We start from the raw sequence: 13,678 nt of genomic DNA on the forward strand, positions 1-13,678 counted from the left end.
CGCCGCTAGAACTCTTCGCCGGCGGCGATGACCGCGGCGGCAGGTCCCACGATGTGCGGATCGGGGGTACCGACTAGCTCGTGGTCCTTGCCCTCGTAGTCGAACAGGCTCAGCACGTGGCGCATCGCCCCGAGCCGGGCACGCTTCTTGTCATTGGATTTGACCACGGTCCACGGCGCCCACTCGGTGTCCGTGCTGCGGAAGGTCTCCTCTTTGGCCTCGGTATAGGCGTCCCACTTATCCAGCGACGCTAAATCGGTGGGGGAGAGCTTCCACTGGCGCACTGGGTCGATCTGCCGGATGGTGAAGCGGGTGAGTTGTTCGCTGCGGGTGACCGAGAACCAGAACTTCACCAGCGTGACCCCGTCATCAACCAGCTGCTTCTCGAAGGCCGGAGCCTGATGCATGAACCTGTCGAACTGCTCGCGGGTGCAAAAACGCATGACGCGCTCCACCCCCGAACGGTTGTACCACGAGCGATCGAAGAGGACCATTTCCCCGGCCGCCGGTAGGTGCGCGATGTAGCGCTGGAAAAACCATTGGGTTGATTCGCGTTTGTTGGGCTTTTCCAGAGCTACTACCCGCGCCCCGCGCGGGTTCAGGTGCTCGGTGAAACGCTTGATGGTCCCGCCCTTGCCCGCGGCGTCGCGGCCCTCGAAGAGCACCACCAGCCGTCGCCCGGTGGCCTTGATCCAGACCTGCAGCTTGAGCAACTCGATCTGCAGCAGCCGCTTCTCTAGGTCGTATTGGGCCCGGTCCAGACGCGTGGAGTACGGGTAGTCCTCGCGCCAGGTATCCACCACGTCCCCATTTGATCTCAACAGCACCGGGTCGTCATCGTCGTCGTCGCGGATGGAATAGCCGTGGGCGGCCAAATCGAGTAGGTGCATGGTGCAACCGTATAAAGTCGGATGAACGCAATGTGAACGGCGCCGGTCCGGGACATGTCCCGGACCGGCGCCGGCGGTCGTTCTCATCACATGGCAGGCAGCGGTGGCAGCGCAGGTTCCAGAAGCCAGGGCCGCAGGAAATCCGTGGCAGGGATCGACAGGGGCAGCTGGTCATCGAGGTGGGCCGTGAACTGCGCGCAGGTGACGGTGCCGTGGCGCCGGGCCCCGGTCCAGGAGCGCAGCATCGCAAAGAAGGCACGGTCCCCGGAAGCCACGCGCAGTGCGTGCAGGGCCAGTGCTCCGCGCTTGTACACCCTGTCATCAAACATGTCCGCCGGTCCGGGCTCTCCGATGGTGATGTCCTGTTCCAGCGACTCGAGCATGGCCCAGGCTTCCCTGGCGCGCGCCTCGGTGCTCATCGTGCCGGAGGCTTGGGACCAGATCCATTCGGCGTAGCAGGCAAACCCCTCGTGCAACCAGATGTCCTTCCACGTGCCCAAGGTCAGCGAGTTGCCGAACCACTGATGGGAGAGTTCGTGGGCGATCAAGCGCTGCTGCTCCCAGCCCGGGGCCAGGTGGTTGTTGCCCAGGATGGAGAGCCCGTGCGCCTCCAACGGGATTTCCAAGTCGTCCTCGGTGACGACCACGGTGTAGTCGTCGAAGGGATAGGGGCCGAAAGCCTCGATGAAGGTTTCCATCATCCGTGGCTGGTCCGCCAGCGCGGCCGAAGCCCGGTGCAGCTGGGAACCGTTGGCTGCCACCCATTGCGGCACCAGAGCCGGGGACCCGGCCCGGCGTCCGCCCAGCGGGGCAGCTGAGATCTCGGTCCCGGCCAGGGCGCGGAGCTCGTAGCGGCCGATCTGCAAGGTCGCCAGGTAGGTGGCCATGGGCTCGTTGACCTCGTAGGTCCACTGTTCACGGCTGGAGCGGCGTTGACGCTCCAACAGCGTCCCGTTGCATACCGGTCGGTAGCCGGCATCGGTGTTGATGCTGATGCGGTAGGTGGCCTTTTGGCTCGGGTGGTCGTTGCAGGGGAACCAGGTCGGGGCCCCGTTGGGCTGGCCCGCGACCAGCACCCCGTCGGTGAGTTCCTCCCAACCGACCTCGCCCCAGGTTCCCTGGCGTACGGTCGGGACCCCGCCGTAGCGGATCTCCACGGTGAACCGTTCGGCTGCGAGCAGCGCCGTGGGCAGATGCAGTTCCAGCTTGCCGGCTTTCTGCGTGAACTTTGAGACCTTGGACCCGTTGAGCTGCACGCGTGAGGCGCGCAGCCCGGAAAGGTCGAGGGAAAGCCGTTCCATGGTGCCGGCGGCCACCGCGGTGATGACCGCACGCCCGTCGAGCCGGTTACTGCCCAGCTTGCAGTCCAGATCCAGGTCGTAGTGCTCCACCCGGTAAGCTGCACTGCCGGAGCGCGGGATGTAGGCATCCGGGATGAATGCGGTGGTGGGTGCCGTGGTGTTCAGGGACGAATGACTCATGCGTGCGGCTGGCTCCAGGGTTGTACGGGGTTGCCCATCCAGTAGCTCGACGGGGGAACTGTTTCTCCGCGCATCACCAGCGACGACGGACCCACGGTGGCGCCTTCGGACAGCGAAGCTGCCGGCAGGATGACCCCGTGCGGGCCCATGGTGGATCCTGCGCAGAGTTCTACCGTATCAATGGCCATGACCCGGTCATGGAAAAGGTGTGTCTGGACAACGGTGCCGCGGTTGACGGTCGCAGAGTCTGCGAGGGTCACCAGGTCTGCCTCGGGCAGCCAGTAGCTTTCGCACCAGACCCCGTGACCGATCTTGGCGCCAAGCGCGCGCAGCCACCACACCAGGGCCGGTGAGCCGGCCGCCGAGTGGGCGAACCAGGGGGCACAGACCATCTCGATGAAGGTGTCTACGACCTCGTTGCGCCAGATGAATGAGCTCCACAGCGTGTGTTCGCCGGGGCGGATGGGCCCGACCAGCACCCACTTGGCCACCACGGCTGAGGTGGCCGCCACGGCACCTGCGGCGAGCATCACCGCACCGCTGAGCAGCCCCGCGACCAGGTAGCCGTATTCGGTGGCCAAGGCATCGAGCAGCACCAGCACCAGTGCGGCGATCCCCACGCTGATGACCACGGGCACGAACCTGCATACCTCCCAGAGGGCGCGGGCCAGTTTCAGGTGCAGGGGAGGTGCGTAGGTGAGCGCGGAATCCGCGTCGACGGTGGTGCGGCGCAGACGCACCGGGGGGCTGCCCAGCCAGGAGGTCCCTGCCTTGGCCTTGGCGGGGGTGGCGGAGAGCACCGCGACCAGCCCGTTGCGCGGGACCCGGCGTCCGGCCCCGGCGATGCCGGAGTTGCCCAGGAAGGCGCGCTTGCCGATCTTGGCCCGGCCCACCTTCATCCAACCGCCGCCGAGTTCGTAGGTGGCGACCATAGTGTCATCTGCCAGGAAGGCCCCGGCGCCGATGGTGGTCATCTTGGGGATCAACAGCACCGTGGAGGCCTCGACGTTGCGTCCTACCTTCGCGCCGAGCAGGCGCAGCCAGACGGGGGTGAAAAGTGAGGCATAGAGGGGGAAGAGCAGGTCGCGGGCCATGTCCAGCAGGCGTTCGGTGGCCCAGACCTGCCAGCCGATGCGGCTGTCCACGCGGTGCCAGCCCTCCCGCAGGCCGATGCCCAGCAGCCGGGTGGCGCCAAGCACCAGCAGCATGTTCAGGACAAACCACGTCAGGGCCGCGACCGGTACAACATAGCTCAGGGCCAGCAGGGATTCGTGCAGAGACTCCTGGCCGCGCAGCAGGAAGAGGGCCACCAGCACCGCGCCCAGGATGGAGAGCAGGGGGAGGGTGCCAAGGGCGGTGGAGGCGATGGCGAAGAGTGCGTCGCGCAGCCGGCGGGAACGGATCGGAGCCTGTGGCCAGTCGGGTTTGGCCTTGCCGCTGCGTTCGGCCGGTGAGCCGGAGTAGGCGGAAAAGGCCGTGGTGGTGCCGGCTAGGGCGGAGCCCGGAGCCAGGACCACACCGTCGGAGACGACCGAACCGGGCATCAGGGTGCTGCGTGCCCCGACGCTGGCCTCGGCACCGATCTCGATGGCGCCCACGATGAGCCGGTCCCCGTCGATCCAGTAGCCGGTGAGGTCGACCTCGGGTTCGATGTTGGCCCCGCGGCCCACGGTGAGCAGGCCGGTGACCGGCGGAATCGTGTGCATTTGGACATCGTGGCCGATCTCGGCACCCAGCGCGCGGGCATAGTGCTGGATCCAGTGCGCGCTGCCCAGCGAGACGGGATCAACCAGGTCCGCGATCTGCTGGGCCATCCACAGTCGCAGGTGCACCTTGCCCGAACGCGGATAGTTCCCGGGTTTCAGGCCACGCAGGAGCAGACGAGCGGCGAGAATCGACAGGGCCATGCGGCCGGGGGACGACACGAAGACGAGCCAGAGCCCGGCAACCGCCCACCAGGAGAGCCTCGGTGCCTCGGGGAACATGCCCAGGGCACCGAGCACGTTGTTGCCCGCCGCCAGGTACACGAGCCAGCGCATGCCCACCAGGATGAAGGTGGGGATGCCCATCAGGGTTTGGAAGACCTGGGCGCGCCGGGTGGTGCGCTCCACGACGCGTCTCTCCGGTTCGACATCCGAGCTGGTGCCCAGCGCCTCGAGCAGGGAACCGATGCGGGGGTGTGAATAGATCTCGCCCACGGTGACGGTGCGGTAGCGCACGCGCAGCGCGGAAACGAGTTGCGCTGCGGAGAGCGACCCGCCGCCGGATGCGAAGAAATCGGCTTCCAGGCTCGAGACCTCGAGGCCCAACACCCGCCTCCACTGCTCGATGACCCAGGCCGCGTCCTCGCTCAGCTCCGGCAGGACACCTGCCTCGGCGCTGGATGTGGCCCCGGGCAACGGCCACGGAAGGGCGTGGCGGTCCACTTTGCCGCTGGTCTTGGTCGGCAGGGTGTCCACGATGGCCAGCAGCGGGATCAAGGCTGCCGGGAGCATCACGGCCAGCCGTTCGCGGGCCGCAGCGGTGTCGAAGGCCGGGTCGGCCGCCAGGTAGCCAAGCAGGATCTGGTTTCCCGCCGCAGTGGTCTTCACCGCGGCGGCGGCACCGGAGAGCCCGGGCAGCGACTGGAGTGCGGCATCGATTTCCCCCAGTTCGATGCGGCGGCCGCCGAGTTTGACCTGTTCGTCCATCCGTCCCAGGAACACCAACCCCTCGGGGTCGGCCAGCACCAGGTCCCCGGAGCGGTAGGCCCGCTCCCAGCCGAGCGATTCAAACGGGGCGTACTTCTCGGCGTCCTTGTCCGCATCGAGATAGCGGCCCAGCCCGACTCCGCCGATGATCAGTTCCCCGCTCTGGCCGTCGGCGACGGGCAGCCCGGAGGCATCCACCACGGCCAGGTCCCAGCCAGCCAGCGGCAACCCGATGCGCACCGGGTCGGTGCCGTCCATCTGTGCCGCACACGCCACGACGGTGGCCTCGGTGGGTCCGTAGGTGTTCCACAGTTCGCGCCCCGGCACGGCAAGGCGGGCGGCCAGCTCCGGTGGGCAGGCCTCACCACCGAAGATCAACAGGCGCACGTTTTCTAGGGCTTCGGCTGGCCACAGGGCGGCGAGGGTGGGAACGGTGGAGACCACGGTGACCCCGCGGGTCACCAGCCAAGGACCCAGGTCCATGCCGGAGCGCACCAGCGCCCGCGGGGCCGGCACCAGGCAAGAGGAGTGGCGCCAGGCCAGCCACATTTCCTCACAGGAGGCATCAAAGGCCACCGAAAGTCCGGCCAGCACGCGGTCCTCCGGGCCCAGCGGTTCGGCTTGCAAAAAGATTCTGGCCTCGGCGTCGACAAATGCGGCCGCCGAGCGTTGGGTGATGGCCACACCCTTGGGGGTACCGGTGGAACCGGAGGTGAAGATGATCCAGGCGTCATCGCCCAGGGCCGCGTCCCGGGCTGGTTCCGGGTTCGGGGTGCTGCGTAAGGTAGTGATCTTGCCCTTGGCGCCGATGACCGCGGCGACCTTCGCTTCGGTGAAAACCAGTCGGGCCCGTTCCTCGGGGTCGTCGGCGTCAACCGGGACGTAGGCTGCACCGATCCTCATGGTGGCCAGGATGCCGATGTACAGATCGCGGGTTCCCGAGGGGATCCGGATGCCGATCCTGTCGCCCGCACCGAGCCCAGCCGAGCGCAGGCGGGAGGCGGTTTCCTCGACGGCTAGGAGCAGTTCCGCGTAGGTCAGTGAGCGCTCGCCGTCATCCAGGGCAGGGGCTTCGGGGTGGGCGGCGGCACTTGCCTGAAGGATGTCGATCAGGGTCCGGGGTTCCGGTGCCAGGTGGCTGCCGGGGTATTGCGGCAGGAACACGTCGGTCGTGGTTCCAAGAGCGGGGATGCTGGGAATCGATTCCACTGTGGCTTTCTTCGAAGTGGTGTCCGGCGTGGTCCTTGCGGGTTCGGCCGTGAACATGGAGCCCAACCATGATCCGGAGACACGCCACCAGGGCGCCCGCCACCGCTCGGCCGGGACGTACGCGCCAACATTAACCATGAAAGGTTAACGGGAGGTGTCCAAGGGGCCTGGATCACACCATTTCCGGAAACCCTATGTCACATGCGTGCCCGGCTCCGTGTGATGCGCCACGGGCCGCCGAGCGTGGATTGGCGGCAACAGCGGTTCGGGTGGCGGTAGGGGGCTTTCGCGCTGCTGGCCGGCCCGGCCCTGTCCATCGGCACCGCGCTGGTCTCGGCACTTTTGCTCGGGTTCCTGGAGCGGCCGTGACGCCTTGGTCTCCTTGATGCGGGACCAGGCAGGTGCCGAGGCGGTCGGTGAGGTGCTCATCTCGGCCCTGGCTCCACTGTCGATCGTGGGGGCGATGACGCTGAGCCTGTATACCGGGCACCTGATGTTCTTCGCCACGGCGACCCGAATGCCCGCTTTGGTGACACATACGCGATACTCATCATCGTGGCTATGGAACCAGACGCCGCAGGCCGGACGCTGTACGATGATCGCCTGATAATGCCAAGGGCCTGACGATGCCCGATGTCCTGGCCTGGGACGAATTGCCCGAAGGTATCAAGAAACGCTGGCGCGGATACACCAACTGACCCCTCGGCACGCCCCGGGGGAGTAACCACGAGGAAGCACTGAAAATGCGGATGACCACCGAAGATGGTCCCCAACCGACTACGAGCCTCCACGCCGGCCCCTGGTGGGCGGCCGCACCACTGGCCGATGCCGCGGCACACCCAGGCATCGGGCTGAATCCGCTCGAACGTGCCCGGGCGGGGGGATATATGCCAGGACGCCCGCGTGAGGATTTCACGGCGGGACGGATCCTGGTGCGGGTCTTGGCCGCCGAACTGTTGAACCGGGCCCTGCCGCGGCCCGGCTCAGGCAATGCCCAGGATCTGGAAATCACCCAGAACTGTCCCAGCTGTGCCTCGAGCGCGCATGGGACCCCCCGCCTGCACTTGCCACAGCGGGAAGAATCCTTTGCCCTGTCCTATGCCCGGAGTGCCGGCTGGCTGCTGGTCGGGTTGGCACCTGGCCCCGGGCGGCTGGGTCTCGATCTGGCGGAGCCGGCCGATGCCGCCTTTGCCACCGGGGAGGGGGACCTCTTGGAGGATTATGCCTATGCGCCGGCCGAACGTGAGCTGCTCTCAGCCATGTCTCCTGCCGCACGGCAGCAGACCCGGGCGCGGTGGTGGGCGCTGAAGGAAGCAGTGGCCAAGGCCTCCGGCGAGGGCCTGGCCGGGGAGGGCGGCATCCCGGTGGTCGCCGGAGACCAACGCCATGGCCTCTTGCGTACTCCCGGCACCCGGGTCATCGAACTGTCCCCGGGCAACCCCGACGGGTTAGGTCATGTACTACCGGGCAACCTCTGCGGCGCGATGATCTGGGTCCCGGGCAGCAGCAACTAAATGGCCAAACACGAAGGGCGCTCGCCGAGGTGGCAAGCGCCCTTCTCCAGGCTGTGCTGGTGCGCCGGCTACCCCTTGACCGAGCCGCTCATCAGCCCGCCGACAAAGTACTTGCCCAGCAGGATGTAGACGATCAGCGTCGGCACCGAGGCGATCAGTGCACCGGCCATCGACGCGGCGTAGTCGGTGAGCTGGCCGCCGGCCAAAAAGCTCAGCGCAATGGTCACCGGTCCGTTGCGTCCCGAGGAGAAGAACGCGGCAAACAGGTAGTCATTCCAGGCGGAGGTGAACTGCCAGATCAATACGACCACGAAGCCAGGTGCGGAGACCGGGAAGATCACCGAGGCATAGGTGCGCAGGATTCCTGCCCCGTCCATGCGTGCGGCCTCGATGAGCTCGGAGGGCACCGACTCGTAGTAGTTGCGGAAGATCAGCGTACAGATCGGCAGCCCGTAAACGATGTGCAGCAGCATCAACGAGGGAACGCCCTGGGGCACGCCCAGGGTGCTCATCAGCTGGGTCAGCGGGATCATGACCGCCTGGTAGGGGATGAACATGCCAAAGAGGATCAGCGTGAACACCACATTGGCGCCCGGGAAGCGCCATTTGGAGAGCACATAGCCGTTGATCGAGCCCAGCGTGGCGGAGATGACCGCGGCGGGGATCACCAGGGCGAAGGTACGTCCCAGCGCGGGGGCCAGCGTGGTCCAGGCCTTGGACCAGCCGGCGGTTTCCCAGGTGGTGGGCAGGAACCAGGCGCGTGAGGGATCGGCGTCGGAGCTGCCCTTGAAGCTGGTGATGAATAGGACGTAGGCGGGGATCAGCACCACCACCACAAAGAACAGCAGCAGCACGTACTTCAGGGTCCGGTTGATGCGGCGGCGCCCGGGGTTTGGTGCCCCGGCGGCGCCGGGTGCCGCCGGGGCTGCGGAACGATCAAGGGTTGAGGTAGCCATCAGCGCTTCTCCGCTCGCGAGGTGTACATGAGGTAGGGAATGACCACGATGGCGACCAGCACCAGCAGGATCATGCCGATTGCCGCGGCATCGGCGTAGTCGCTGCCGATGTACTTAACCCACATCATGGTCGCGGGGACCTGGACATCGTAGGTGTTGGCGTCCGGGACGATGGCGCGGATCAAGTCGAAGAGCTTCAGCGACATGTGTCCGATGATGATCACCGCGGAGAGCATCACGGGGTTCAGCTGCGGGAAGATCACATGGCGGTAGAGCTTCCATTCGCTGCACCCGTCGATGCGTGCGGCCTCGCGTAGTTCCTCGGGGATGCCGCGGAAGCCGGCCAAGAACAGGGCCATGACATAGCCCGAGAGCTGCCAGATGGCCGGCACCGCGATGGCCGCGATGCCCCAGGTGGGATTCGACCACCAGTCGTTTTGCAAGAAGCCCAGGCCCACGGAGTCCAGCAGCCGGTTCAGTCCGGTGGTGCGTTCCCCGCCGGGCTGGTCGGTCTGCAGGGAGGAGAGCAGCCAGCGCCACACCACACCCGAGGCGATGAAGGAGACCGCCATCGGGAACAAGTAGACGGCCCGGAAGAAGCCCTCGCCCTTGGCAGGCTTGTCCAGGATCCAGGCCCAGAGGAAGCCGAAGATCAGGGTGCCGCCCAAAAAGACGATGGTGAGGATCAAAAGGTTCCACAGCGAGTGCTGGAAGTTCGGATCGGCCAGCAGATTGGTGTAGTTATCGAAGCCGACGTATTTGTCGCTTGGCTTGGCCGTGTGCTGGTTGGTCAGGCTGACCCGGAAGTTTTCGATGATGAGCCAGTAGACGAACACGCCGACCAGGATGATGGTGGGTGCCAGGAGCAAGAGCCCGGGCCCCCAGTGTTTGACGCGCTTAAGCATGGGGTTTCCTCCTTGGGAGAAATCGGCGCCTCATGAAAGTGGGGGCGGTCACCGGCACGTTGGCCGCTACCGCCCCCACCTGCGTTCGGGTGTGGTTACTCGGCGAACTTCTCGGCGGTTGCGCCGGCGGATTCCTGCAGGGTTGCGACGTTTCCGTCGCCACCGAACTTGCTCACCGCGGTGCTCAGCTCGTTGAGCCAAGCCACCGGCACTGCTGCGCCGTGGGCCAGGGAGGAAACGATCTGGTCCTTGGAGAAGTCGTCGATGGCGCTCTTCTGGTACTCGGAGAAGTCGTCGGTCTTGGCGGTGGTGTTCGCCGGGATCGAGCCCTTGACCTTGTTGAATGCGGTCTGGCCCTCGGCCGAACCGATGGTGGTCAACCAGGCCTTGGCTCCGGCCGGGTTGGGTGCGCCCACCGGCAGGGTGAAGGAGTCGGCCAGGAAGTTGAAGACCCCTGCTGTTCCCGGCATCGGGAAGTAGGTGTAGTCGGTGCCGGCCTTGTCGCCGTCGAGCGTGAACTTGGCCTCGGCCCAGTCACCCATGAGGTTGTAGGCCGCTGCCCCGTCCTGGACCAGCTGTGTTGCCGGGGCCCAGTCGCTGAGCGAATCGCGGTCGGAGTTGGTGTAGCTCAGGACCGTCTTGTAGGACTCGATGGCCTTGGTGACATCCTCGCCCTTCCAATCCGTTGCTCCGTCCCAGAGACCGTTGTATCCATCGACGCCGAGGCTGGCGAGCAGAACATTTTCAAAGAGCTGGACCTGGGTCCAGGAGCCGGCGACGGCCAAGGGGGTTTTGCCCGACTTTTTGACCTTTTCTAGATCGGCGATCCATGCGTCCAAGTCCTCGGCGGGCTTCTCCGGGTCGATGCCCGCGTCTTTGAGTACATCGACGTTGGCCCACACGACGTTGGAGCGGTGAATGTTGGAGGGGACCGAGTAGATCTTGCCATCAACGGTGAGTCGATCGATGAGATCGGCCGGGAACTGGGAGGTCAAGTCGTTTTCTTCGTAGAAACCGGTGAGGTCTTCGAGCTGGTCGGCATCGATGTAGTCCTGCAGCTCGGCACCGGCATGCGCCTGGAACGAATCCGGAGGGGTGCCGGCCTTGAGCTGTGCGGCAAGCACGCTCTTGGCCTGGGATCCTGCGCCACCGGCCACGGCCAGGTTGTCGAAGGTGAGGTCCGGATAGTCGGTCTTGAAGACATCGACCAGTGCGTCGAGGCCTGCCTTCTCGGATCCGTCGGCCCACCAGGTGAACACACCGACGCTGCCGGTGGCTTCGCTGGCCGGTGCAGCGGTGTCGGCCGAGTTGTCCCCGGATCCACCGCACCCGGTAAGTGCGAGCCCCAGGGTCGCGGCCGCTGCTAGCAGCTTGAAACTACGGCGCATGTCTTACTCCTCGTGTTGTTTGAAAATGTGAGAAATTGTCGAAATGTGTTTCAGTATCACCCAATAGTTACCTGCGCCACACCTTGGCGTCAACTACTGAACGCAAAGTTCATCAACTTGTTGTCTTCCGCTGTGGTTGGCGGTGATTGGCGCCATCCTGACGCAGCACCAGTGCAACCGCTCCCAATGCCTCGGCGCGGTCGCCAAGCATGGACATGTGTAGGGACGTGCCTTCTCCCACGGCGGGGATCGCATGCCGGTTCAATCCGCGGCGGATCGGCTCAAGCAGGAGTTCGCCCAGCGGTGCCAGCGGGCCTCCGATGACCATGGCCTCGGGATTGATCATGTTGGCGACATTTGCCAGGGCGTGGCCCACGGCGACTCCTGCGTCGTCAATGATGCGTAGCGTGGCCCAGTCCCCGGCCAGGGCGCGTTCGATAATGTCTTCAACCGAGACGGGCTTGCCCTCTGCGTGGCTGAGCATCTCGGTCATGATGGCGGTGGACGCCACGGTTTCCAAACATCCACGGTTGCCGCAGCGACAGATTAGTCCCTGGTCGAAAATCGTCGAATGACCGATCTCGCCGGTGATTCCCAGATGTCCGTAGTAGAGCGAGCCATTGAGGATCAGGCCCGAGCCGATGCCGCTGCCGATCTTTAAGAAGCACAGATTGGTGCAGGTTTGGTGTTCTCCCCAGGTGATCTGGGCCAGGGCTCCCAAGTTGGAATCATTGTCAATGATCACCGGGACACCCAGCGCGCTGTGCAGTTGGGCTGAAATATCGATGCCCACCCATTCGGGGAGGATCGCCCCGTTGATGACCATGGTGGTCCTGTGGTCGATGGGGCCGGGAACGCCGATCCCGGCCCCCAGCAAGCGATGCTGGTCGGTGCCCGTGCGGCGGCAGGCCTCGGTGAGCATCCGTGCGGCAATGGCGATGCTGTCCTCGACCCGGTGCCCGATGGGCAGTGGCTCGGAGGATTCGTCGATGAGGCGGAAGCCGGGATTTGCGAGGACCACGCGGACGTGGCTTCGGCCGAAGTCGATGCCCGCGGCAACATCGGCGACGTCCAAGAGCGAGACGCCCAGCGCGCGGCGCCCGGAGCTGGTGACCGAGGTGGTTTCGACTCGTTTTTCTGCCGCCAGTGACTTGACGATGTTCGAGATTGTTGCGGTCGATAGACCCGTGACACGTGCCAGTTCGGCCTGGGTTAACGTGCCGTGCGCTCCCAGTGTGTCCACCACGCGTTGCTCGTTGAGTTTGCGCAGGGCGGATTGCGAGCCCGGTTTAGGGCTGACGGGGTTGGCACGTGTGGCGTCGGTCATGCCATGAAGTTTGCGTCACATTTTCTTTGTCGTCAAGGGTTGAACGCAAAAAAGGCTGTAAGGAGTTTGTCTTGAACGCAGGGCTGTCGGCCGTGGTTGTCCGTGCAGACGCCCTGCCCGGCGATGACCACCACCCTCAGGAGTCTGTTCGGGCACGAAAGCATGATGAAAATGGAGCGGGCCGTCACCGGAAAGCGTTGCTCTCAGGTGGCGGCCCGCAGGGGTTGCGGAGTCCAGGCGTGGTTAAGGTACCAGGATGACCTTGCCCGTGGTGGCGCGGGATTCGAGGGCGGTGTGGGCCGCTCCGGCTTCGGCCAGTGGGAAGCGTGCACCGATCCTGACCTCGAGCTTGCCTTGGGCTACCAGCCCGAAGATTTCACCGGAGCGCCAGCGGCGCTCCTCGGCATCGAGTAGGAAGTCGGCGATCTTGGGACGGGTTACGGTCAGGGAGCCGTGGGCGTTCAACTGTTGCAGGTCAAATGGCGGTACTTGGCCCGAGGCTCCACCGAAGAGGACCAACGTGCCGCGAATTTTCAGTGCGTCGAGGGAGCCGTCGAAGGTGTCCTTGCCGATGCCGTCGTACACCACATCAACCCCGCGGCCGCCAGTGATCTCACGGACGCGCTCCGGGACATCGTCATAGCCCAGGACGTGGTCGGCGCCTGCCGTTCGTGCCAGCTCGGCCTTTTCCGGGGTCGAGGTGGTGGTGATGACGGTGGCTCCGCGCAGCTTCAGCAGCTGGATGAGCAATAGTCCCACGCCGCCTGCCCCGGCGTAGGTCAGCACGGTGTCCCCAGGCTTCACGTTATAGCTGGAATTGACCAGATAGTGCGCGGTGATGCCCTGCAGCGGAATCGCCCCGGCGGTTTCCAGGGAGACGCTCTCCGGGACGGGCAATGCCTTCTGCGCATCCACCAGCGTGTGGGTGGCGTAGGTCTGCGAGCCTTCGGTAGTGGCTACGCGGTCGCCGACCGCGAATTCGGTCACGCCCTGACCGATGGCCTCGACGGTTCCTGCGCATTCGCTGCCCGGAGTGAAGGGGTACTGCACCTTGTAGACGCCCGCGCGTTGATAGGTTTCGATGAAGTTCACTCCTGCGGCGGCGACCTTCACCAGGAGCTGTCCGGGTCCGGGGACTGGGGTCTCCAGAGGAACTTCGTCGAAAACTTCTGGGCCGCCGGCCTGACGGGCAATAATGGTGTGAGGACTCATGTGCATCGCTCCTTTGGACTGTTCTTGGTTTTGTCATCAGCCTAGCGTTCGGCCCCGTGGATCTGCCGGTCGGGGCCCTGGATGTTGCGGGATGAGATCAATAGGT

General features: G+C 65.3%; 10 protein-coding genes. 2 read left to right on the forward strand and 8 right to left on the reverse strand.

Annotated features, from left to right (window positions below; all coding sequences use genetic code 11):
• Positions 1 to 5: 5 nt before the first annotated feature.
• The 3 genes from ppk2 to ADIAG_RS15990 form a co-directional block, all read right to left on the reverse strand.
• On the reverse strand, positions 6 to 890 hold the full coding sequence (gene ppk2, locus ADIAG_RS15980) for a polyphosphate kinase 2 (protein ID WP_007272464.1): 885 nt from the start codon (positions 888 to 890) through the stop codon (positions 6 to 8).
• A gap of 86 nt (positions 891 to 976) precedes the next feature.
• Positions 977 to 2,371, reverse strand: a complete 1,395-nt coding sequence (locus tag ADIAG_RS15985; RefSeq protein WP_007272465.1) for a M1 family metallopeptidase — start codon at positions 2,369 to 2,371, stop codon at positions 977 to 979.
• Positions 2,368 to 6,408 (reverse strand): Pls/PosA family non-ribosomal peptide synthetase, encoded by a 4,041-nt coding sequence (locus ADIAG_RS15990; protein WP_007272466.1) that lies wholly within the window; start codon positions 6,406 to 6,408, stop codon positions 2,368 to 2,370. The genes ADIAG_RS15985 and ADIAG_RS15990 overlap by 4 nt, the downstream gene beginning before the upstream one ends.
• 235 nt (positions 6,409 to 6,643) lie before the next feature.
• On the opposite strand from ADIAG_RS15990, the gene ADIAG_RS15995 reads away from it, so the two are divergent.
• Positions 6,644 to 6,877 (forward strand): hypothetical protein, encoded by a 234-nt coding sequence (locus ADIAG_RS15995; RefSeq protein WP_043475413.1) that lies wholly within the window; start codon positions 6,644 to 6,646, stop codon positions 6,875 to 6,877.
• 142 nt (positions 6,878 to 7,019) lie between these two features.
• Positions 7,020 to 7,784 carry a 4'-phosphopantetheinyl transferase family protein gene (locus ADIAG_RS20470; protein ID WP_051059978.1) on the forward strand — a complete coding sequence of 255 codons (765 nt, stop codon included), beginning with the start codon at positions 7,020 to 7,022 and terminating at the stop codon, positions 7,782 to 7,784.
• A 68-nt stretch (positions 7,785 to 7,852) separates the two neighbouring features.
• On the opposite strand, the gene ADIAG_RS16005 is transcribed toward ADIAG_RS20470, so the two are convergent.
• From ADIAG_RS16005 to ADIAG_RS16025, 5 genes are all read right to left on the reverse strand, one after another.
• A complete protein-coding gene (locus ADIAG_RS16005; RefSeq protein WP_007272469.1) occupies positions 7,853 to 8,740 on the reverse strand; it encodes a carbohydrate ABC transporter permease in 888 nt (295 codons plus the stop codon).
• Complete coding sequence (locus ADIAG_RS16010; RefSeq protein WP_007272470.1) at positions 8,740 to 9,645, reverse strand: carbohydrate ABC transporter permease; 906 nt, start codon at positions 9,643 to 9,645, stop codon at positions 8,740 to 8,742. Before ADIAG_RS16010 ends, ADIAG_RS16005 begins: the two co-directional genes overlap by 1 nt.
• Positions 9,646 to 9,740: 95 nt before the next feature.
• On the reverse strand, positions 9,741 to 11,033 hold the full coding sequence (locus ADIAG_RS16015) for an ABC transporter substrate-binding protein (protein ID WP_007272471.1): 1,293 nt from the start codon (positions 11,031 to 11,033) through the stop codon (positions 9,741 to 9,743).
• A gap of 112 nt (positions 11,034 to 11,145) precedes the next feature.
• Positions 11,146 to 12,360 carry an ROK family transcriptional regulator gene (locus ADIAG_RS16020; protein ID WP_007272472.1) on the reverse strand — a complete coding sequence of 405 codons (1,215 nt, stop codon included), beginning with the start codon at positions 12,358 to 12,360 and terminating at the stop codon, positions 11,146 to 11,148.
• Between the two features lie 243 nt (positions 12,361 to 12,603).
• Positions 12,604 to 13,572 carry a quinone oxidoreductase family protein gene (locus ADIAG_RS16025; RefSeq protein WP_007272473.1) on the reverse strand — a complete coding sequence of 323 codons (969 nt, stop codon included), beginning with the start codon at positions 13,570 to 13,572 and terminating at the stop codon, positions 12,604 to 12,606.
• Positions 13,573 to 13,678: the final 106 nt, after the last annotated feature.

It is taken from the genome of Paeniglutamicibacter gangotriensis Lz1y (genome assembly GCF_000348945.1).
GTDB lineage: Bacteria > Actinomycetota > Actinomycetes > Actinomycetales > Micrococcaceae > Paeniglutamicibacter > Paeniglutamicibacter gangotriensis.

Coding starts and splice junctions, on each gene's coding strand:
- ADIAG_RS16015 (WP_007272471.1), bottom strand. CDS start 11,033: ATGCGCCGTAGTTTCAAGCTGCTAGCAGCGGCCGCGACCCTGGGGCTC.
- ADIAG_RS20470 (WP_051059978.1), top strand. CDS start 7,020: ATGACCACCGAAGATGGTCCCCAACCGACTACGAGCCTCCACGCCGGC.
- ADIAG_RS15990 (WP_007272466.1), bottom strand. CDS start 6,408: ATGGTTAATGTTGGCGCGTACGTCCCGGCCGAGCGGTGGCGGGCGCCC.
- ADIAG_RS15985 (WP_007272465.1), bottom strand. CDS start 2,371: ATGAGTCATTCGTCCCTGAACACCACGGCACCCACCACCGCATTCATC.
- ADIAG_RS16005 (WP_007272469.1), bottom strand. CDS start 8,740: ATGGCTACCTCAACCCTTGATCGTTCCGCAGCCCCGGCGGCACCCGGC.
- ppk2 (WP_007272464.1), bottom strand. CDS start 890: ATGCACCTACTCGATTTGGCCGCCCACGGCTATTCCATCCGCGACGAC.
- ADIAG_RS16020 (WP_007272472.1), bottom strand. CDS start 12,360: ATGACCGACGCCACACGTGCCAACCCCGTCAGCCCTAAACCGGGCTCG.
- ADIAG_RS16025 (WP_007272473.1), bottom strand. CDS start 13,572: ATGAGTCCTCACACCATTATTGCCCGTCAGGCCGGCGGCCCAGAAGTT.
- ADIAG_RS16010 (WP_007272470.1), bottom strand. CDS start 9,645: ATGCTTAAGCGCGTCAAACACTGGGGGCCCGGGCTCTTGCTCCTGGCA.